At 68.2% G+C, this 20083-nt stretch carries 17 protein-coding genes; all 17 read right to left on the minus strand.

The window, feature by feature from the left end:
• Positions 1 to 39: 39 nt before the first annotated feature.
• The 17 genes from AC0VYB_RS08695 to AC0VYB_RS08775 all read right to left on the minus strand — a co-directional run bounded on the left by AC0VYB_RS08695 (position 40) and on the right by AC0VYB_RS08775 (position 20029).
• On the minus strand, positions 40 to 630 hold the full coding sequence (locus AC0VYB_RS08695; protein WP_036341012.1) for a hypothetical protein: 591 nt from the start codon (positions 628 to 630) through the stop codon (positions 40 to 42).
• Positions 631 to 645: 15 nt separating this feature from the next.
• Positions 646 to 1146 (minus strand): single-stranded DNA-binding protein, encoded by a 501-nt coding sequence (locus tag AC0VYB_RS08700; RefSeq protein ID WP_052001302.1) that lies wholly within the window; start codon positions 1144 to 1146, stop codon positions 646 to 648.
• Between the two features lie 86 nt (positions 1147 to 1232).
• A complete protein-coding gene (locus AC0VYB_RS08705; RefSeq protein WP_231919627.1) occupies positions 1233 to 6242 on the minus strand; it encodes a helicase in 5010 nt (1669 codons plus the stop codon).
• Positions 6243 to 6301: 59 nt separating this feature from the next.
• Positions 6302 to 6850, minus strand: a complete 549-nt coding sequence (locus AC0VYB_RS08710) for a hypothetical protein (protein WP_036341009.1) — start codon at positions 6848 to 6850, stop codon at positions 6302 to 6304.
• Between the two features lie 221 nt (positions 6851 to 7071).
• Positions 7072 to 8862, minus strand: a complete 1791-nt coding sequence (locus AC0VYB_RS08715) for a TraM recognition domain-containing protein (protein WP_036341006.1) — start codon at positions 8860 to 8862, stop codon at positions 7072 to 7074.
• Positions 8859 to 9374: a hypothetical protein gene (locus AC0VYB_RS08720; RefSeq protein WP_036341003.1), complete on the minus strand. Its 516-nt coding sequence runs from the start codon at positions 9372 to 9374 to the stop codon at positions 8859 to 8861. Before AC0VYB_RS08720 ends, AC0VYB_RS08715 begins: the two co-directional genes overlap by 4 nt.
• 35 nt (positions 9375 to 9409) lie before the next feature.
• Complete coding sequence (locus tag AC0VYB_RS08725; RefSeq protein WP_036341000.1) at positions 9410 to 9862, minus strand: hypothetical protein; 453 nt, start codon at positions 9860 to 9862, stop codon at positions 9410 to 9412.
• Positions 9859 to 11361, minus strand: coding sequence for an ATP-binding protein (locus tag AC0VYB_RS08730; RefSeq protein WP_058630946.1), 1503 nt, complete (start codon positions 11359 to 11361; stop codon positions 9859 to 9861). The genes AC0VYB_RS08725 and AC0VYB_RS08730 overlap by 4 nt, the downstream gene beginning before the upstream one ends.
• Positions 11358 to 12158, minus strand: coding sequence for a hypothetical protein (locus tag AC0VYB_RS08735; RefSeq protein ID WP_036340994.1), 801 nt, complete (start codon positions 12156 to 12158; stop codon positions 11358 to 11360). The genes AC0VYB_RS08730 and AC0VYB_RS08735 overlap by 4 nt, the downstream gene beginning before the upstream one ends.
• Positions 12159 to 12210: 52 nt before the next feature.
• Complete coding sequence (locus AC0VYB_RS08740) at positions 12211 to 13683, minus strand: SCO6880 family protein (protein ID WP_052001299.1); 1473 nt, start codon at positions 13681 to 13683, stop codon at positions 12211 to 12213.
• 6 nt (positions 13684 to 13689) lie between these two features.
• Positions 13690 to 15093, minus strand: coding sequence for a hypothetical protein (locus tag AC0VYB_RS08745; protein WP_058630945.1), 1404 nt, complete (start codon positions 15091 to 15093; stop codon positions 13690 to 13692).
• 36 nt (positions 15094 to 15129) lie between these two features.
• Positions 15130 to 15399, minus strand: a complete 270-nt coding sequence (locus AC0VYB_RS08750; RefSeq protein ID WP_052001297.1) for a DUF6112 family protein — start codon at positions 15397 to 15399, stop codon at positions 15130 to 15132.
• A 115-nt stretch (positions 15400 to 15514) separates the two neighbouring features.
• Complete coding sequence (locus AC0VYB_RS08755) at positions 15515 to 15781, minus strand: DUF6112 family protein (protein ID WP_036340989.1); 267 nt, start codon at positions 15779 to 15781, stop codon at positions 15515 to 15517.
• Positions 15782 to 15793: 12 nt separating this feature from the next.
• Positions 15794 to 17425, minus strand: coding sequence for a M23 family metallopeptidase (locus tag AC0VYB_RS08760; RefSeq protein WP_231728765.1), 1632 nt, complete (start codon positions 17423 to 17425; stop codon positions 15794 to 15796).
• Positions 17426 to 17441: 16 nt separating this feature from the next.
• Positions 17442 to 18167, minus strand: a complete 726-nt coding sequence (locus tag AC0VYB_RS08765; protein ID WP_036340984.1) for a hypothetical protein — start codon at positions 18165 to 18167, stop codon at positions 17442 to 17444.
• 36 nt (positions 18168 to 18203) lie between these two features.
• Positions 18204 to 19184: a ParB N-terminal domain-containing protein gene (locus tag AC0VYB_RS08770; protein ID WP_058630943.1), complete on the minus strand. Its 981-nt coding sequence runs from the start codon at positions 19182 to 19184 to the stop codon at positions 18204 to 18206.
• Positions 19181 to 20029 carry a hypothetical protein gene (locus AC0VYB_RS08775; protein WP_036340978.1) on the minus strand — a complete coding sequence of 283 codons (849 nt, stop codon included), beginning with the start codon at positions 20027 to 20029 and terminating at the stop codon, positions 19181 to 19183. Before AC0VYB_RS08775 ends, AC0VYB_RS08770 begins: the two co-directional genes overlap by 4 nt.
• Positions 20030 to 20083 lie beyond the last annotated feature (54 nt).

Raw genomic sequence — 20083 nt, forward strand, 5'->3', positions numbered from 1 at the left:
CTTGGGAGTAGGGCTTCGGCCCCGTAAGCGGTGCGATGCTCAGCTGATCTCGCCGGTCTCGGGGTTGAGGTTGGCGTAGAAGTCGTGTTCGAGTTGGCGGCGGCGCTCGACGTCGGCGATGACGTAGGCCACGAAGTCCTCGTCGCGGTCGGTGATCGGGGTGTCTTCGATCGGTTCGGCCTCGTCCTCGCCGGGCCAGACGGTCTGGCGCGTGGGCCGGTCGCGGTCGAGGCGGGTGCCGCACGCGGCGACCCAATCACGCAGCCGCTGCCTGGCGTCCGCGAAATCCCGGTGCCAGCCGATCGGGGCCGAACCGTTCTGCTGCGGGTCGAACGCGCACAGCCAATGGGTGTGAAGCGCTGAGAGTTCCCAGTGCAGCTCGGGGTGACGGTGCCACATGGGAGGCACCACCGACGACGGCAGCCCGTAGGTCGTGCGAAGCCAGTTCACCCACTGGTTCAGTTCCAACCATGCGGCCTCGGCGTCGTCGGCGGTCAGCAGATTCCAGTTGATCGGGCCGGGCGGTTCATCGAGCATCGGCCCCGCCGCCCCGACCCGGTTTGTGGTGCCGTGGTCGATTTCGGGTTCTGGCTCGTCCTGCTCGGGTACGAAGTCCTCTTCGTCATTCATGGTGTCGGCCCTGTCCTACTGCGACATCACGGCCGGTTCGCGCTGCTGCGCGGGCCGGTCGTCGCGCTCGAACCCCTGGCTGCGGTCGAGGCCCGGGGCCTCACGCTGCGGTGTCTCCTGCTGCGGCGCACGGTCGACGGTGTAGGGCGTCCACATCATGTCGTGGCCGATCTTCGTGGCCACGAACTCTTCACGCTCGTTGCCGTTCTGATCGGTAAACGGCCGCACGTACCCCTGTGCGATGAAGCGGTCGTCCTGCTGGAACTTCTGGCTCGCTTCCTCGGCGGTCTTGCGGAAGAGCACCATGTCGTGGAACGTGGTGCCGGTCTTGACAAACGAATCCTCGCCGTCACGACGGAAGTGATCGACGCCGACGCGCGCGTACAACCGCGCGATCCCGTTCTTGCTGTACGTGAGCCTGGGTTCGGAGTCGATGTATCCGACCAGCGCTTCACGTGGTCGCAGCTTCGCCCGTTCCTGCCTCTGGCCGTCGTGCGGCTCGTTCTGCTCGTCCATCAGCTTGCCTCCTACCTCACGGTGCCCCGCCAGTAGGCGGCGCTGCTTGTGTGTGGCGGCAAGGTGCACGAAGCGGCCCGCGAGCCTTAGAACCCTCGCGCGGGCGTCTCCCGCGCCCACGACTGCGCCGACGAACCAGCTCTGCTGGATACCGGGGTGCGTTCGGGGTTCGGGCGGACACCGAGCGCGGGCCGGTGTGCTCGCACGGTCTCGACGTTCAGCCCATTCGGTGGGTTCCCCGGCGCGGGTTCGGGTTGTGCTGCGTGGTCGATGTCTTCTTGCATCGCGGCCAGCTGGGTCTCGATTCTGGCGAGGTCTTTCTCCGCGTCGGCAAGGGCCTGGGCGTGGCGGAACGGCTGGCCGATGCGCTGCTCGGCATCGTCGCGTTCGGTCTCGGCGCTGGCGAGGTCGCTGCGGGCTTGCTCGAGGAGGGAGGGGATGCCGGATGCGCGGTTCTCGATGCGCTGGATGAGTCCGACGCCGCCGTCGAGGAACGACTGGCGGGTCATGATGAACCCGCTACGCGGCACCCCGTCGAGCCGAATGTTCACCACGGGGTCGGCCCCGAGTGCCGGGCTGGTCGAGACGATCACGTCAAAGCCGCTGATCTGGCCGATGACGCCGTGGTCGCGGGAGGCGTAGCGCGGTGCCCACTTCAGGTCGGAGTCGTGCGCCCAAGTTGCGAGCGCGTGTGCAGCATCGGCCCGGGAGGTGTAGGTGTTGTCGCGTAGCTCGATGCGGAACCTGTCACCGGAAGTGTCGGTCACGCGCGGCAGCACCGCTTCGAGGGCTTCGATGTCGGCTGCGGCACTCCGTGCATGGTCACTGGCGCGGTCGCGGGCGTGGACGAGCATCGACTCGTTGCGGTGATAGGCGCGTTCGAGACGGCGGAGCCGTTGTACTTCGGTATGCACCGTGGAGTGCTCCAGCAGAAGCGGGTTCCCCGAGGAGATGGCCTTGGCTTCGGCGGCGGATAGGGCGGATGAGTCAATCTCCTCGATCTCGCGGGAGTCGAGGTTTCCACGCATGAGCTGCGCGATGAAGGTCGCCTTCCGCTCGACCCCTTGCCACATGTAGGAGTCGAATGACCGTTCGGTGACGAACCGGACGATGCCGATCTCGGGGTTTTGGTTGCCTTGGCGCAGGATGCGGCCCTCGCGCTGGGCGATGTCGCTGGGTCGCCACGGGCAGTCCAGGTGATACAGCGCGACGGCCCGGTTCTGGACGTTGGTGCCGACGCCCATTTTCTGTGTGGAACCCATCAGCACCGCGACGTGCCCGGCACGCGCGGCAGCGAACAACCTGGCTTTGTCCACGTCGGTCTTGGCTTCGTGCATGTACCGGATGGACTCGGGCGGCATCCCGCGCACGACAAGCTGCGCCCGCAGTTCGTCGTAGGCGTTCCACTGGGTTGGGTTCGGGGTGCCGATGTCGGAGAACACCAGCTGCAACGCACCCCGCACGGGCGACTCCTGCCCGGTGATCGGGTCGAGGTAGATGTTGTCTTTCGTCTGCTCCCAGACCCGGTGGATGCTGTCGGCAGCCAGGTCCACCTTGGTCGGCCCAGACGGGTCGGTGGATGCGATCATGCGGATATCGAGGGCGGCCTTGCGCCCATCGGTCGAGATGGTGAGCATGTTGTCTTCGCTGGGCGACACCGCCCGGGCTGCGACCTTCTCGGCACGCTTGCCGAGGGTCTCGATGAACTGCTCCAGCTCGACCGTGGGCTGGATCGCGACCGTCGCCGGTGCCCGCCTACCATCCTCGCGCTCGGCGATCTCGGGGGTGGGCAGTTGCAGATCCTCGGCGGTCTTCACATCCGCGAAGATCGACCAGAGTTTCAGCATCTCGGGCACGTTCTGGAACTTGGCGAACCGCGTCTTCATGCGGAACGTGTTGTTGCCGGTCGGGGCCATCTCCATCTGCGTGACCGTCTGCCCGAACGTCGCCGCCCACGCATCGAACGCGCCGATACCGGCGGCGTCGAGCAAGTCCGGGCGCAGGTACTTCTGCATCACGAACGCCTCGGTCACGCTGTTCGAGATCGGCGTCGCGGTCGCCCCGGTGACCACCCGTTCGCGGCCTTCGGAGCGCAGGTATTCGAGCTTCATGTGCAGATCGGAGGCACGGTTGGAACCCTCGATCGCGGCGTCTTGGATGTTCGAGTCGGTGGCGAGGTTCTTGTACATGTGCATCTCGTCCACGACCACGTAGTCGATGCCGGTGTCCTCGAAGCACACCCCGGCATCTCGGCTGGTGTCGATGCGGGCTTTGACCTTGTTCTCCAGCTGGAGCAGCTTGCGCTGGATGCGTTTGACGCTCATCGCGTTCTCGCCCGTCGCGGTGGCGAGCACTTCCCGCATGTCGTCGACCTGGGCTTGGATGTACGCCTGCTGGGTCTCGGTGCGCAGTGGAATCTTCTCGAACGCGCCCTGCGTCATGAGCACGCCATCCCACTCGTTCGCCGAGGTCCGTGCGACGAACAGGCGGCGCTTGTCGGCGGTGAGGTCTTTGCTGGACGCGGCGAGAATCCGGGCCTGCGGATAGATTTGCAGCCACTCGCGGGAGAACTGTTCCAGCATGTGATTCGGAATTACGAGCACGGGCTTGTCGATCAGCCCCATGCGGCGCATCTCCATCACGCCCATGATCATTTCCGCTGTCTTGCCCGCCCCGACCTCGTGGAACAACCCGGCAGCCGGTTCGGCGATCATGCGGGCGACGGCGGAGCGCTGGTGCGGGCGCGGGGTGAAGTTCTCCGCCAGCCCCGGCAGGCTCAGGTACTCGCCCGCGTCGGTGTAGTCGCGCAAGACGATGGAGTTGAAGCGCCGGTTGTACTCGGCCACGAGCGTGCGGGCACGCTCCGGGTCTTCAAACACCCACTCGGCGAACCGCTCTTGCAGGGCGTCGGCTTTCTCCTGCGCGGCGGTGGTCTCCAGCGGGTTGAGCACGCGGCGCTTCTTGCCGTCGACGTTCTCGATCTCGTCGTAGACGAGCAGGGTCTTCTGCTCCATGATCGCCTGGGCGATATCGGGGGCCGGGCGACGCTCGGTGCCCCACTCGTTGGTGGCCAGCAGCCCTTGGCGTCCTCCCCGCACTTCCCACATGCCTGGCAGCGGGTTCTCCACGTTCACGTCGCGGGTGCGCAGCAGCTCGTTCAAGAACTGCGCGTGCACGTCGGCGCTAATCCACACCGCGCCCATGCGGGCGCTGATCTCTTCTACCCCGAGTGCTTCGGGTACGACCTCGGTGAGCGCGTCGACATTAGCCTGGAACGCCGGGTCGTCGGCGGCGCGCTCGGTGGCGTGCTCCAGCTTCATGCGCACGTCGCCGGAGAGATACGCGGGGGCGTGGATGAGCTCGTCGGTGATCGGGTCGGTGAACACCAGCCCGGTAAGCGAGGCGCGGGCTTCGGTTTCGTCCATGCCGAGCATGTCGGCGATCAGCGGCAGGTCGATCCTGCCGGTGCGGTCGAGGCTGACCGCTATCGCATCGGCCGGGGTGTCAACGCCTTGGGGTTCGGTGCGCGGGGAGACGACGCGGCGTGTCATGATCGCCGCCGGGGTCGCGGTCTGGTCGGTGTCGTCAAACTGCTCCAAGGCGAGCACGAGCGCCCCGAACGGGTCGGAGCGCAGCAGCCGGATCGGGGTCGGCACCGTGCGGGCGTAGGTGTCTTCCCCGGCCTCGTTGGTGCGGCCGGTGCGGCGCAGCGTGTACCGGTTCAGCGGCCCGTACCTGCCAGCATACTTCCGGTAGTCGCGGTACAGGCCCTCGCGCGCCTGGTTGATCTCGTCGGTGTCATCGACGGTCGCGGCCTCCAGTTCGAGCAGCCGGTGCGCGCCGTCGCGCAACCCCAGCAGGGCGCGCAGCTCCGGCCCCGCCGATTTCGGCACGTCCAACGGTTCGACGGAGCCTTGGACGACGGTGCCGAACCCGGTGTCGGTGGCGACGATGCTGCCATCCCACAACTGCGGCGGCGACGGCACACGCGCGGCCTGCCGTGCCTGATACTCCGCCGTGGGCGCAGTGAAGACCCTTCCGGTGCGGCGGGCTGTGAACGTGATCTGGTCGAGCACATCGGCCAGGTCGGCCTCCAGGCGGTCGAGGTCGCCATCGACGGTGAGCGTCGGGGTGCCGTACATGCCCTGCCGGATGCTCAGGGTGCCGAGCACATGCTCGGGGTGGTGATCGAAGTAGGCGTTGATCTTCGCGCGCTGTCCGTCCAGGCTGATCGGGGTGACCGTTTCCCACAGGTCATCTGCCGGGGGTTGCCCGTCCTCGCGGCGGTGCAGGATGAGCAGATCGGTCACCACGTCGGTTCCCGCCGTGCGCCGATGTGCCCCGGCGGGGAGCCTGATCGCGCCCACGAGGTCAGCGAGCATCGCCATCTCGCGGCGCGCGCCGGGGTTCTGCGCGTCCATCGTGTACTGCGACGTGAGCACCGCGACCATCCCGCCGGGCCGGGTGAGCCGCAGGCTCTTGAGGATGAAATGGTTGTGCATCGACAGCCGCGTCGGATTGTGCACCGGGTCGTGCAAGGTCACGTCTGAGAACGGCACGTTCCCGATCGCCGCATCGAACGAGGCTTCGGGCAGCCGGGTGTCGGCGAACGACTCAGTCCGTACCTCGGCGTGCGGATACAGGGCGCGGCTGATCGCCGCGGTCACCGGGTCGAGTTCCACCCCGGTCATGCGCGCGGTCTCGGGGGCCATGCCGAGGAACGTGCCCAGCCCGGAGCCGGGTTCCAGCACCCTGCCGCCGTCGAAGCCGAGCGCGGTCATGGTCCGCCACATCTGCCGCACGATCAACGGGTCGGTGTAGTGCGCGTTGATCGTCGTGCGTGCGGCGGCATCCCACTCGTCCGGGGTCAGCAGGCTCCGCAGCTGCTCACGCTCGGTTGTCCAGTCCTGCCTGGACTCGTCGAACACATCGGGCACCGCGCCCCAGCTCGACCAGCGCGCGAGCGTCTGCTGCTCATCAGCGGTCGCCGGGCGTTCCTGCTCGACCAGCAGCCGGGCGGTTTCGATCGCCGCGATGTTCGCGCGAAAGCGGGCTTTCGCGCCCGAGGGAGCGAGGTCGTCGTGCGTGGCGGGCACGAACCGCCCCACCGTCGCGGCAGGCTCCGAGTCGGTGGCGGTCTCGTCGGCGGTGGAGGTTAGCGGACTTCGCGCAGGAAGCGGATCGTCGCCGCTTCGGCCAGCAGGCTCTGGTGTTCTTCCAGGTACTGCCTCGGGATCTCCGCTTCGACCAGACCCTCCAAGAACCAAGTCGGCACGGCCCAGTCTTTGGCTTTCTGCTCCAGGTCGACCGTCGAGGGCATCAGGTCGGGGGCGTCTTGCATCCGCTCGGCCCAGGTCACCAGATTCTCGTCCGACGGCCGGGTCTGCTCCCACTCCTCGCGGGCCTCGTCCAGCGGCAGGCTCGGGTCGCTGACCCAGGCGAGTTGCTGCATCACGACCTCCTCCGCTATCCGTAGCGCCGTCATCCGGCGTGCCACGTCCTGCAAGTAAGTCTGCTCCGAAGAGGCCGTCTTCGCCAGCACCGACGCCGGTGTTGTCTCGATCTGTCGCGCCAGTTCGCTGATCTGGCCCTGCGCCTCCTGGCCCAGATCGGTGAAGAACCGGGTCGGGTCGTCGAGGTTCTGGAACCGCTGGGGTGCGTGGGTCTTCCAGTGCGCCATCGCCTGCGCTCCGTACTTGTTCATGTGTCGATCCCTCCAGTCCGGTCGCGGTTTCGGCTGCTTCGTTGATCTGCTCGTCGGCGGTCTGCTCGGCCAGCCCCCACAGGTCGAACTCGAGCTGACCGGGCGGCGCTTTCCGGCTCCTGCGGGCCATTGGCCATCACCTCCACGCCTCTGCCGTCGTTGCTGCGACCACCGATCGCAGCTCGCGGCCACGGTTCAGCGGTCGGTGAATGAGGTGCAGCTCAGGGGCCATTCGCGCCTCGTTCCAGCAACGCCTCGATCTCGATCCGATCGGCTTTCAGTCGCTCGCCGTCGTCTCGCTTCGTCCAGGCCCGCAGATCGGTGATGATCGGCGGGGCCGAGCGCAGCAGCGTGACCGCGGTGCCGAACGGGAGGGTGCGGATTCGCTCGGGCGGCATGATCGCGATGCGTCTGACCGAGCGTTGATTGGACCGGGTGCCGTGGTCGCCCAAGGTCACACTGTCGGTGAACTCGTCGCGTTCCCCGATCAGTGAGGAGAGGTCTTGCAGATCACGGCTGTTGGATGCGCCGCCGAGGACGATCTTGGTGATCGCGGCATCCCAGATCGCGTTGGCCTGGTTCTCGCTCCAGCGATCCCGCGCTTGGGCGAGGCTTTGGAGCACGGGCATGGCGGTGATTCCCGTTCCGCCTCCCTCCGACATGAGTGTCGGCAGGCTGGGAAGCGGGCTGAGGTTGGCGATCTCGTCCAAGGCCAGCAGCAGGGGCGGGTCGAGGCGTGCGCCAGGTGAGCGTGCCGCTACGCGGCGGGCTGCCTCGACGAGGTCTTCCACGAACGCCGCCACGAGCGCGGCACTCGCGCCCGCGCCCGCGCCGGTGGCGAGCAGGTAGAGGGTGCCGCGCGAGAGGATGAACTTCTCCGGGTCGAAGTCTTCGCCCGCGCCAGGTGAGACCGCATCGAGCACGCGCGGGTCGGCCAGGGCGCTCAGCGACAGTGACACGCCCTGCCAGATGGAGTCGCGCGTCCTCGGGTCGGCGTCGATCATCGCCTCCAGCGACTCGGCCCAGCCGCCCGCCGCGAGTGGGCTGTTCGTCAAGATCGCCACCGCATCGGCGGCGGCTGTGGGGTCGAGCGTCCACCGGAACAATTCCGACGGTGGCCTGTGGTCGATCGCGGCCGCGTGCAAGAGCGCCTGCAGCGCGGAGCGGGTCTTGCCCTCCCAGAACCCGCCGCCCTCCACGCCGCCCGAACTTAGGCCGGTGGCCGAGGCGAGGCCGGTTGCGCGGATCATCGCCGTCAGCGGGTCTTCGCAGCCCCTGATCGGTGACCAGCGCAGCCCGGCCGGGATGCCCTCGGCCAGGTGCTGCGGGTCGAACACGGCGGTCGGGCCGATGCGTTGGCGCGCGCGCAGGCTCGCGGTGAGGTTGTCCGGGCGGGTCGAGGTGGCGACCACTCCGCCGGGCGCATCCAGGATCGTCGGCACGACGATCTGGAGGGATTTGCCGCTTCGAGGCGGGCCGATGACCAGCAGAGAGTCCTCCACGCTGGCCCACACGTCAAGCCCATGCGAGGTGCCGATCCGATAGCCCACATCGGACGGCGCGGGACGCTCCAGAGAGGGCCGGAGATTCCCTGCCCGAGATAGCAGCGCCTTGGCGGAGGCGGCCTGAGCCACGTCATGTTTCGTTGCCGTGCCGGGAAGTCGATGAGGGTCTTGCGCACTCTTGCGCGACTGGCGGCGCAGGAGTGTCCACGCCCAGGTGATCGCCGCCGCCAGCAGCCCCAGCAGCACGACCGCGACGATCCAATAGGCGACGACACTGAGGCCATCGGCCTCCAGCGCGGTCGCCGGGTCGCCGGGGTTGAACAGCACCCCGACCCCGGCGGCGGGGCCGGCCAGGGGTTGAGCGGTGCCGGTGAGGAACGCCGCGACCGACCCGGCACCGCGCAGCAGCAGCGTGAGCGCGAACACCCCGATCAGTCCGATCATGGCGGCGTTGGTCAGCTCGTCACCGAAGGAGCCGGTCTGCCTGCCCGGTGCCGGGGCACTCATGACAGGCTCCGCACGACGAACGTGCCCGAGACCCTGCCCACGAGCACAACCTCGTCGCCGGGGTCGACGTGGTCACAGGCCAGGTCGATGAGCGCGCGGGCGGTGCCAGTCGGGGCGGCGTCGGTGTGCCTGATGATGTGGCACACCGCAATGTCCTCACCGGGCACGAAACCATCCCCGGTCACTTCCAGCAGCCGGGGCGCATCCGCAGGTTCGGGTTCCGGCGGGGCCGGAGCGGGGGTGTTCTTGCGGGCGGTGGCGGTGATGATGTCGGTGAACGTCGAGCCATCGGCCTCGGTGACCTCGACTCGTGCCGGAATCATCCGCTCGGCGGTGACCTGATCGACAATCCGCGCGAACGAGCCGCGCCGCCATGCGCCCTCGGCGACCGGCGGGGCGAGGGGTTCCCCGTCGACGGTGGCGCTCATCGTGCCGTCGTCGTGCACGGCGAGGCGGATCAGCGGCATCGAGACCGGCGCGGGAGCAGCGGCATGGGCAAGTGGTTTTCTCATGCCGTCAGGTGCGCCTGACGCCTCCCGGCGAGCGGCTAGAGCCTCGGCGCGGGCGGTTCGTTCCTTCGGCGGTGACCGATGCCGAACTGTGCGGCCTGAGTGGTGCGGTTCTGTATGCGCCGCGCCCAGTTCTCGGCCTCGACGAGCACCTGCCAGAAGTCCTCCGCACGCGCTTCGCCGGTGCGCTCGACGCCCCACATGTGCGTGCCGTCCGAGTGGCGCACGCGACGTTCCGCTGTCCACGTCCACGACGTCGGCAGCCGCTCGTCGTCTGACCAGTCGGTGCCGGTGTACTGCTCTTCGATCGCAAACCGTGAGCGGGTGTCGTTCTCCGGGTAGAACACGAAGTGCCCGGCGCCGAACGTCTCGGGATCTTCGTAGAAGAACTGCACCGCGCCCTCGTGCTTCCGAGCGATCCGGTTCAGGCCGTCGTCGAGCGCCGTCATCGTCAGCGTGAGGCGCTCCCGATCAGGTTCGCTCTGGCTCATCGCACGCTCCCGCCCGGAGAGCGCCCCGATGCCCGGGCACTCGTGTCGAAGAGCGCGAGCTCAGCAGGGTGCAACTGCTGTTGGACGACGAAGCTGCGTTCTTTGATGCGCCACAGGCCCTGCCCGACGCCGAGTGAGGGCAGCAGCTTACGCTCGGTGGTCGTCAGGCCGAGGGCCTTGGCGGTGACGCCCAGCTGGTCGGATTCCTGCCGGTAGATCACCCGCGTCTCGGCGTTCGCCAGCAGGCTGTTGGCGAGCGAACGCATGGCGCTGCCGGAGTCACCGACGTTCTCCAGATCGGTCAGCTTGTGGAAGATCAAGGCATTGGCGATGCCGTAGTGCCGGGCGAGCCGCCAGTGCGCGTCCATCCGTCTCAGCAACGACGGCTGAGACATCAGCCGCCACGCCTCGTCATAGATCACCCACCGTTGCCCGCCTGCCGGGTCGAGCAGCGCCGACTCCATCCACGCCGAACAGCACGTCATTAGCGCGCTGATGAGCGTGCTGTTCTCCGTCACCCGCGACAGGTCGAGGCTCATCATCGGCAGCGTCGGGTCGAACTGCACCGTCGAGGGGCCGTCGAACAATCCCGCCAAGTCGCCTGCGACCAAACGCCGCAAGGCGTGGCCGACGATGCGGCCGTCCTCGGTCAGTCGCCCGTCGGCGTCGTCGGACGGGGCGAGGATACGGTCTACGACCATCGGCAGAATCGGCACGGTGTTCTCTCGCACGGTCGCGATCAGCGCCGTGTCGATTGCGGTGTGCTCCAGCGGCGTGAGGCCTCGGTTGAGGACGACCTCGGCCAGCGCGCCGATGAGGTCGCGGCGGCGCGCTGCCACGGTGCTCTCCCACTCCGCATCGGTGAAGTGGGAGGGCCGATACCCCTCGTCCAGAGGGTTGAGCCTGTTGGCCATGCCGTGGCCGAGCGCGATCGCCCTGCCGCCGACCGCTTCAGCGATGACGGTATGTTCCCCTTTCGGGTCACCCGGCACGTACACGCGCCGCCCGAACGGCAGGCTGCGCGTGTAGAGCGACTTGGCCAGTGAGGACTTGCCGGACCCGACGATTCCGGCCAGCACGACGTTCGGCGCGGTGATGACGCCGTTGGCGTACAGCACCCACGGGTCGTAGACGAAGCTCCCGCCCGAGTACAAGTCTTGACCGACGAAGACACCGGACGAGCCGAGGCCGCCCTCGGCGACGAACGGGTACGCGCCGGAGAGGGTGGCGGAGGTGTCTTGATGTCGGGGCAACTGGAAGCGGCCCGGTGTACGCAGCATCGAGGGTCCGGGTTCCCCGGCGGCGGGCAGATACTGGCGTGCGGCGCGCTCGGCCTTGTCCGCTTCGGCGCGGGCCTTGGCCTCGTCTATCCGCTGCTGGCGCTGCTCGCGGTGCAGCTGGTCCGCGGCTTGGCGCCGCTGCTTGCGGTAGCGGCGCCGCTCTTTCGCGGGGGCGACCAGCACCGAGGCGTGCAGCTTCTCCTCGTCGCTGTGGCTCATCGTTCCAGCCCCCGGTCGCGCTTGATGTCCGCGATGCGGTCGGGGGTGAACCAGGACCCATCGCCACGCACGCGGTCGCGGCGCTCATCGAGCGCGCGGCGCGCGGCCTCGACGTTCGCCGCATCCTGTGCGGGCTCCACCCGCTGTGAACCGTCGGCGTTTGCTGTGGCGTTGGCTGGCGGGTTGTAGTCACGGTAGAGGGCGACGTTGCCGAGCGTCCGGTTGTAGGTGAGGGAGTAGCCGGCGGTCTTGGCGTATTTGTCGGTTGTGCTGTCGGGCAGCTCGTCGTAGACGTGCCCGTTTGCCAGCGCGGCATTGTTGGTCTCGTCGCCGTAGTCCAAGCCTCGCAGATACTCGATTGCCGCGTCGGTGCCGTCGCGGTCGATGAAGTCAAGCACCCGGTCGGCTTCCTCGCCCTGCAAGAACACCACGGTCACCCACTGGCGCTCGGACGGCTGCCAGGCGATGCGCCCCAGGTGCCCGGACGCCTGATCCAGGCAGCTCTCGGCGGCGCTGACATGCTGCGCGGCCTGGCGCAGCGCATCGGCAGCGGCCCAGACATCCGCGGCACCGAGGTCGCGGTCACCGTCGTCATGAGCGGCCCGGCCTTGGTAGGTGATACCTGCTCCGGCGAGCTGGATGAACGACTGTTCCAGCAAGCGGGTCGCGGCCAGTAGTTCCCCGACGATGCCGTGGAGCTTGTCGGGGTTGTCGATGCGTCGGCTGGCGTGCGCGAGGCCTCGCAACGCCGCGTTTGCTTCCGCAGCGTCAGCGGTCGGGTCGTTGAACGTGGGCATGTCGGACCTCCAGATGAACAGGTGCAGGTGGCTTCGAGGTGCGCCCGACGGCTCAGACCTTGCGGCACAGCGGCAGCGCGGCGGCGGTGAACGCTTGGGCCTGCTGGCCGACCAGCACGCGGGCCTCACACGAGGCTTGGATGGCGGCCTGCTCGATCGCAGCGACTGCCGCTTCCAGTTCCTCGAGCGAGTCGGCAGACACCGAGATCAGACCCGTGTAGCGGAGCACTCCGTGCCCGGCGGTGAGGTCTGCCTCCTGCTGGAGCACGTCGTGGTATTCAGCGGTTTGCGAAGCGTCTTCGATCTGCCCGATGCGGGCGCGCTGGGCCGCGTCGCTGATGTACTCGGTCTTCTTGCGGCGAATGTCGCGCGCGGCCTGATCGGTGCGCAGCGGGGTACAGATCAGCGAGAACGCACGGTGGATACCACTGGACAGCAACACGGGTGAGAGGAACCCCGGATGCACCATCGAGCGCGGCCACTCCGAAATCCAGACGACGGTGTGATAGGCCGAGTCGCTGCGCAGATGCCCCCACGACTCGGTGACCGCGACTGGCCCGGCGGTGGCGAGGTCGTGTCCGAGGTCGCCGTGGCGTTCCAGCGTCGCGGCGATAGCCGGGTCATACGCCGAGCGCAGGATGACCGCGATCTGCCCGGTGCTGAGCCAGCCCTTGCTCGTCAGGTCTGCCGAGCGCAGCGCTGCCGACAGGGTGCCCATCTCCTGCCGCAGTACGTTCGCCGCGCCCTTGATGCCGCCGCCAGCGGTGCGAATCTGGCGGGCGGCGGCGCGCATGTCCAGGCTCAGGCTGAGCGTGGTCGCGTGACGTTCCCCGGCAGGTCCGGCCCGGTCGATCAGCTCCTGATAGGTCGTCGCCGCCCACGAGCCGTCGGCGGTGCCGTGCGCGGCCCACCACTCGGCCAAGCCCTGCCCGGAGTCCGGCAGGGTGCGTTCCAGCACTTGCAGGGTGGCGATGCGCCCGGAGCGGCACACGGTCGCCAGCACCCGGCCCCACGCGGTCACGCGGCGTTCCTGCTCGCCGGGGTCGAGCAGCACGAACGCGGGATGGGTGATCACGGTGACGACGGTGAGGGTTCCGGCGGTCGGGTCGTGCACCATCCCGGCCCCGGTCTCGGGGTCGGTGTACTCGCGCAGCCGGGCCATGTCGCCGGGCAGCGCGAGCGTTCCCGCAGGGCGCGGGGTGACGATTCTGCGCCGGTAGGCCAGTTGCCCGCCGGTCTTGCGCCACAGCCACCAGCAGGCCACCGGCAGCCACTCGACGAGCGGGCGGCCCGCCACGGGAATCCAGGTGATCGCGGCAGCAAGTACCCAGATCGGGGCGGTGATGAGGAACAGGAGGCCGCCGCCGCCGTAGAACGCGGCCACGAGGCTCGCCCCACCGACGCCGAGGGTAATCAGCTGGCTCAGCGACAGGCCGAGCAGGATGCCGCGTCTGGTGAGGCGTGAGAACTTCACGGGCACCAGTTCGCCGCCACCTGGCTCGTGGGGCGTCTCCGGGCTGGGCATGGCGTGTCACTCCTTCGTCGGCTTGGGCTTCGGCGGCGGCGCGGAACTGGTCGGGGTTTTCGGCAGCGGTTGCGAGGGCGGCGGCGCGTGCGGGGTGACCGGAGCCGACCCCGCTTGCTCGGCACCGCTGGCCGCTTGATCGGCTTGACCGGCCAGCGCCTGGCCCGCTTTCGGCCCGGCGGTGGCGGCGGCTTTGACCACGGCGGCACCCGCCACGACTCCGGCGGCGACCGGCCCTGCCGCCGCCGCGCCTCCACCGGCACCGGCACCTGCGGCTCCGGCGGAGCCGCCTGCACCAGCTGCACCACCACTGCTCGCACCGGCTCCTCCGCCGCCTGCCGAGGACGGGGCAGGCGTGGGGTTGGCTTTGGGGCCTCCACCGGCCCCGCCGCCCCCGTTGCTACCTGCGCTGCTGGACTTGTCGCCGCCTCCCTTGCTGCCCTCGTCGAGCACCTTCTTCGGCTCGCCCCCTTGTGGCTTGCCCGGCGTCGGAATGGGCCGGTTGAGCGCGCTCTTGGCTTCCTGCTCGGTGCCCATCGAGTTGTAGAGGTCGAACCCGATGAACGACAGGAAGCGGTATGTCATGTACGGCGCGAACCCGGCCAGCGCCATCAGCACGACCCCGGCGAGGGGGTCGGCGATACTCGACAAATCGCCGTCGATCGGGGCCGACACCTGGGTCACTGCGACCAGCAGAATCACGACGAGTACGAGCTTGGAGAGGATGAGCGCGACGACGAACATCGCCCACTTGGAGATCCAGCCGCGCGTGGCATCCCAGGAGGCGCCGGAGAACGCGAACGGGGCCAAGACCACCGCGACCAGTAGGAGCGCCTTGCGGACTAGCAGGCTCAGCCAGACGATCGCAGCGGCTGCGATGGCCAAGGCCGCGAGGAAGATGGTCAAGATCGCACCGACACCGGGTGCCCCCACGTTCAGCGCGGTCAATCCGGCGACGAGGATCGCGATCTTGTCGCCCATCGTGGCTGTGGTTTCGCCAGCGGCTTGGATGATGCCGACCGAGAGTTGGTCAACAATCTCTAGCAGTAGGGCCGTGAGGGTGATCACCACGAAGGAGCCGAGGACGCTCTTGGCCAGCCCGAGGGCCGCTCGGGAGAGGGCGGCGGGTTCTCGGCGAATCATGCCCGTGATGAGCTGTAGACAGAAGAACAGCAGCATGACGAACACGGCGATTCCGAAGATCAGGTTGTAGACGCCTAAGTACTCGCCGCTGGTGACGTCGACCATCGTGGTCGTGTCGAAGACCGTCCAGACAGCCTCAAACATCCAGGCGGCTGCCGCGCCCATCGCACTGGCGAGCCAGTCGAATGGTGCCGAGATCAGCGTCGCTGCGGCTTCACCGGCGACGTCGCAGACGGTGGAGATGACGGGGATATCGCACACGCCCATCACGAGCCTCCTAGTGGTTCGGAGTAGATGGGCGGGTCAGACGGCTTGGCCGACGCCCCAGAAGAAGTTGATGAGCGTGACCGACGCGCCACAGACGACGGCGGCACCGCACGAGATCAAGACGCCGATCTTGCCGCGACCGGCCAGATGCGGGTTGGAAGAGTTGGACCCGTAGGCCCAGATGATCGCCGAGACAATCAACGCCAGGACCGACAGGATCAAGCCCACGGTCATGACTGCGCCGACGATGATGCGCAGCTGGTCGATACCCGGCAAGCCACTGGAGTTGGGGTCGATGTCGATCACGGCAGTTCTCCTTTGTGAGAGGACGGATGGTTCTGCCGTCAGGTGCTCTCCGCTGCCACGCACACGAAAGCGCCCGCCCCAGAGAGGGGCGGGCGCTCAGAAGAAGCCGGAGTCGTCAGAGTTGCTGGCCGATGCCAATCAGCCAGTTCATCCACGCGACACCGGCACCGGCAAGGACTGCGCCTCCGAGGGAGACCAGCACTCCGACGCGGCCCTTGGCGGCGGCGGCATAGTTGCCGGTGCTCGATGAGACCGCCCAGATGATCGCCGAGACGATCAGCATCAGCACCGCGATCACGAGCGCGAACATCAGCAGCGCCCCGACGACCTCCCGTAGATCGTCGATACCGGCCAGTCCATCGAAGTCGGGAAATACATCCATGACGCACCCCCGCTACTTCACCGTGACGTGCAGGTGGTCGTAGTGCCCACCCGTCACGTTGTCGGGGTCGTGCATCCCGCCGCCGTTGTAGGAACGCCAGCCCTCGGAGTCGCGCGAGAGCGACCAGATCTTGCCCTGCCAGATCAGGTACTCGACACCGAGAGCTTCGGCGTGGGTCTGCATCCACTCGGTGACCTGCCAGCCGTAGTCGAGTTGCTCGCTGGCCGGATACTGGCCGATCGCGTTGCCGAACGTCAGATCACACGCCCTGCCCAGGGGATGCTCTGACTGCGTGCCGGGCCGGGGCGAGTAGCAGCCCCAGCCCGTGTCGGGGAACTGGGCGAGAGTCTGCTCATACAGGTGCAGCATCCGGGCAGTGATCTGCCCGGTCGACGTCGGGTCATCGACCATCCGGCTCGGGTCGTCGCCGTCGAATGGAGCCGGGTCACCGGCGATACCGTTGGTGCCCGCGCAACCGTGGGGAGGCCCGACTGAGGCTTCGGGGAGGTCGGCGGCGTTGTGCTGGTTCAGCCATGCTGCCGGGTCGATCTGTTCGCCGTTGGTGCCGCCGGGTCGAACCTCGAAGTGCAGATGTGCTCCGGTGCTACGTCCACTCGACCCGACATCGCCGATGTGCTGGCCCGCGCGCACGTGATCTCCGACCGAGACGTGGATGCCGTGCTGCCACATATGCGCGTAGGCGGTGGCGACGGTCTGCCCGCTGATGGTGTGCTCGATGATGATGAGACCGCCGTAACCGCCTGAGAACTCAGCCACAGTCACTGTGCCGTCAGCGGCGGCCAGGATGGGGGTGCCGTCAGCTGCGCCGAGGTCGAGACCGGAGTGATAGGAGGTCTCGCCGGTGAATGGGTCGCTGCGATACCCGAACTCGCTGGTGACGACCCAGGTGCCCTCGGGCAGCGGGAACACCACGCGCGAAGACTCCGTGACTTGTCTAGTCGTCACCAGGTAGGGGCCAGTCGCGGTGGTCGGGCCGCCGGAGCCGGTGAGGGCACTGAGGATGGTGGCCGCGACCGGCTCGTAGTTGTTGTACCTGTCCGGGTGGGCTGAGACCTCGACAGCCTGTGCCGCCTCGCCCTTGCCCATCTGCTGCCAGCCAGGAATGTCGAGCAGGCCACGCGGACTCGGGTAGTTGGGGCCGTCCGGCCCGCCGTAGAACGCCCGCGCTTGATACGTGGAGTCCATGAGGTCGGCGACCGTTCCCCACCCCGACTGCGGGCGCATCTGGAACAGGCCGAGTGAGTCGTGGTCTGAGCCATTGCCATCGTTCGGGTAGTCGGCGCTCTCGGGGTAGGCGGAGGTGTTCGACAGCATCCGCAGGCTGGATTCGGTCAGTGCGGCCATGAGCGCGATCTGGATGCCGTCGCGCCCCACCCCGTCGATGCCGGAACCGATCTCGATGATGGTGGCCGCGTGCGTGAGTTGCTGCCGGTTGAGCGTGATGGTCTCGCCGTTCGCGGTGGTCGCGGTCAACGAGTCGGGGATGTTCCCTACGGTGATGCCGGAGCCGTCGATGGTGCACTCGGCGTTCGCGGAGGGGTTCATCAGCACGCCGATACCCAGCAGGCCCATGAATGGGCCGAGCAGGAGCAGAAGGGCGAGGGCGATGACTGCTTTCTTCATCGTCATGGCCTCCGTCTCAGCGCAGTGGCTGGTCGAGAATCGACAGGCGCAGCAGGTAGCAGGACGGCACGACACCCGCATCGGGCGTGCTGGTCTCGCTTTGGCTGCCGGTCGGCGGGTCGTCGGGCGGGCAGGCGAGGAAGATCGTGAACGCCACCGAGTGCTCGGAGGTCACGGGTTCGTCGTTCCAGATGCCCTCGCGGTGCCGGGTGCCCTCGATCGTGATGGCGGTCGCCCCGACCGGGAGTTGTCCGGGCCGGGCTTGTTCGACCGCTTGTGCCCACTGCTCGGGCACGTAGGCTTCGGTGATGGTCAGGTGCTGGCTCGTGCTGTACTGGCGCAGATCGACCCAGGCGTCACGCGACGGCAGGTAGGAGGCGATGTCAGAGGCCAGGCCCGCCTGCTCGTTCCCGGTCGGGTCGCCCACGTCCAGCAGCACGGCGGTGTAATCCAGCGGCAGGAACCCGCTGGTGGTATCCCAGGTGAACAGCACGTGCGCGGCCTCGCGCGCGAACTCGTCGGGGTCGGTCGACGGGGCGATGTAGGGCAGGCGCGGAGTCGGCCGGGTCGGGTCGGTGGGCGCAGGCGCTGCCGGTGCTTCGGGTCGGGTGCCGTCGTCGTTCGGGCCGGTCACCAGCCCGTAGACGCCGATCGCAGCCAGGACGAGGAACGCGACGCCGGCGCAGACAAAGGAGATCAGTCGGCGGCGGGTGCGGGCGGGATCATCGGGAGTCGTCTTCATGACCCCCAGGTGCGCCGTCCGCGCACCCGACGAGGGTCAGAGCGCCCGGAGGTGCCTGCGCGGATTGCTCAACGCCTGCCGCGCCGTGCGCAGGTCGTCGGCGAACGTGCTGGTGCCGTCAGCGGTCGCCAGGAACGAGGCGATCTGCTCATCGCTGAGTTCGTTCGCCAGCACCTCGGCGTCGTAGTGCGTCCACCAGTCGGCAAGCTCGCTCCAGGTGGCGACGAACGCGCGCACCGGCCACCGTGCAGGCTCGGCCGCGCCCGCGAAGGTGACCGGCGCAGGCTTGGTCTGTGCCGCCTGCGCGCGGGCGACGGCCTCTCGTGCGAGTGCCTCCAGGTCGGTGGTCTCGCTTGCGGTCTCGGTGACGGCGGCGCGGATGCGCTCGAAGCCGGGATGCACCGGGGCACCGGCGTCGATGCGTTCGAGTTCGGCAGCGGCGTCGCCGCGCACCGTGGCGGGCAGGTCGGGGTCGTCGGTGACTTGCCGCAGGTAGTCGATCTTGTCGAGCGTCTTGTACGACGCGCCGCCGGGAATCATCGCGGCGGCTTGCTCGCTGGCACGGCCCACAGGTTCGGACGGTGCGGGAAACTTTCCCGCACCGTCCTTTCCGGGCTGGTTCTCCGCGCTGAACCGTGTCGCGGCCTGCCTGCGCGCGGCATCCTCGGCCATGAGGGTCTTCAGCTCGCGGTAGAGCGCAGCCGCCTCGACCGGGGTGAGGTCTTTGTGGAGCATGTTGTCGTCTTGCTCGGCCAGCAGGTGACCGAGCCTGCCCGAGATGCCCGAGCGCACCCACACGCTCACCGTGCGCCAGCCGAGCATCTTGATTGCGGCCAGCCGCCTCGCACCGCACACCAGCACCCCGTCGATGGTGACCGTCAGCGGTTGCAGGAGGCCGTCGCGGGCGATGGACTCGGCCAACGCGGTCAGGTCACCCAAGTCAGTGCGGTGACGGTTGCCGACGACGATGGACTCGACGGTGCGGTTGAGTTCGATGTGCCCGGTATGCCTGCTCATGACCGGCCCCCACGTTTTGGGGCCGCGAGCGAGATCATCAGCACGAGATCGTCGTCGCGCAGCAGCGCGCGCAGGCTCTCGCCGATCAGCAGCCTGAGCAAGATGCCGCGCCCGGCAGCGGTCGCGGCGTAGGCCGGGCTGGGGTGCCCGAGCAGTGCCTTCAGCAGCGCTGTCCACGCGGTGCTGTTCACGTCGAGCAGGGCGCGGGCGTGCTTGTCGCGGCGCAGCGCTTCATAGGCGCTCTGGCGGCTGCCCGCCCGGGCAAGCGCCTGGCAGATGTGCTCGACCCCGGCGCGGGCGACATGCGGGGGCCAGCCCAGCAGCGTGAACAGTGCGATGGCGTCTTCGACCGCCGAGTCTGTCGAGCAGCACGCCGTCGTGCTTGCCGGTTCGTCCGTGCCAGTCGGGTCTGGGTCGGTAACGTGGAACGCCGTGTGGTAGTCCGTGAGCGGGTTCTCTCGATCTGACAGCCGCTCGGCGTCGTGGAACGCGGAGATGTGCGGACGCCGGGCTTGATGCACCGAACAGAGCAGGCCCTGCCCGCGTTCCTCGGCGATGCAGGTGATGCGAACCGCGTGGGTCACCACGCCCCACGGATCGTTCGCGGTGCGGGCGGCCTTGGTGCGCATCACATCGAACGCGGCACTGGCTGCCTCCCACGGGTCGAGGCCGTGCTTGCGGGCCAGCGCCCCGTACTTGTCGGCGGCGTAGGCCATCAGGTCGGCGGCCACCGGATCGCACTGCCAAGCGCCAGGGCCGCCCTCGTGCAGTCGGTTCAGCAGGGCACGCAAGCCCTCGCTGCGAGTGAAATCCTCCGGTACGTGCTCGGTTGTGCGAGTTGTCATGGTAGGCACCTCCTGCCAGCCAGGTGCGCTCCCATGCCCAACAGGTCGGGGGCG

This window comes from Brevibacterium sp. Z349TD_9, from assembly GCF_056173565.1.

What these genes read in the sequence shown, in the direction of transcription:
- AC0VYB_RS08695 (WP_036341012.1), bottom strand. Translation starts at nt 630, where the DNA reads ATGAATGACGAAGAGGACTTCGTACCCGAGCAGGACGAGCCAGAACCC.
- AC0VYB_RS08700 (WP_052001302.1), bottom strand. Translation starts at nt 1,146, where the DNA reads ATGGACGAGCAGAACGAGCCGCACGACGGCCAGAGGCAGGAACGGGCG.
- AC0VYB_RS08710 (WP_036341009.1), bottom strand. Translation starts at nt 6,850, where the DNA reads ATGAACAAGTACGGAGCGCAGGCGATGGCGCACTGGAAGACCCACGCA.
- AC0VYB_RS08715 (WP_036341006.1), bottom strand. Translation starts at nt 8,862, where the DNA reads ATGAGTGCCCCGGCACCGGGCAGGCAGACCGGCTCCTTCGGTGACGAG.
- AC0VYB_RS08720 (WP_036341003.1), bottom strand. Translation starts at nt 9,374, where the DNA reads ATGAGAAAACCACTTGCCCATGCCGCTGCTCCCGCGCCGGTCTCGATG.
- AC0VYB_RS08725 (WP_036341000.1), bottom strand. Translation starts at nt 9,862, where the DNA reads ATGAGCCAGAGCGAACCTGATCGGGAGCGCCTCACGCTGACGATGACG.
- AC0VYB_RS08730 (WP_058630946.1), bottom strand. Translation starts at nt 11,361, where the DNA reads ATGAGCCACAGCGACGAGGAGAAGCTGCACGCCTCGGTGCTGGTCGCC.
- AC0VYB_RS08735 (WP_036340994.1), bottom strand. Translation starts at nt 12,158, where the DNA reads ATGCCCACGTTCAACGACCCGACCGCTGACGCTGCGGAAGCAAACGCG.
- AC0VYB_RS08740 (WP_052001299.1), bottom strand. Translation starts at nt 13,683, where the DNA reads ATGCCCAGCCCGGAGACGCCCCACGAGCCAGGTGGCGGCGAACTGGTG.
- AC0VYB_RS08745 (WP_058630945.1), bottom strand. Translation starts at nt 15,093, where the DNA reads ATGGGCGTGTGCGATATCCCCGTCATCTCCACCGTCTGCGACGTCGCC.
- AC0VYB_RS08755 (WP_036340989.1), bottom strand. Translation starts at nt 15,781, where the DNA reads ATGGATGTATTTCCCGACTTCGATGGACTGGCCGGTATCGACGATCTA.
- AC0VYB_RS08760 (WP_231728765.1), bottom strand. Translation starts at nt 17,425, where the DNA reads ATGAAGAAAGCAGTCATCGCCCTCGCCCTTCTGCTCCTGCTCGGCCCA.
- AC0VYB_RS08765 (WP_036340984.1), bottom strand. Translation starts at nt 18,167, where the DNA reads ATGAAGACGACTCCCGATGATCCCGCCCGCACCCGCCGCCGACTGATC.
- AC0VYB_RS08770 (WP_058630943.1), bottom strand. Translation starts at nt 19,184, where the DNA reads ATGAGCAGGCATACCGGGCACATCGAACTCAACCGCACCGTCGAGTCC.
- AC0VYB_RS08775 (WP_036340978.1), bottom strand. Translation starts at nt 20,029, where the DNA reads ATGACAACTCGCACAACCGAGCACGTACCGGAGGATTTCACTCGCAGC.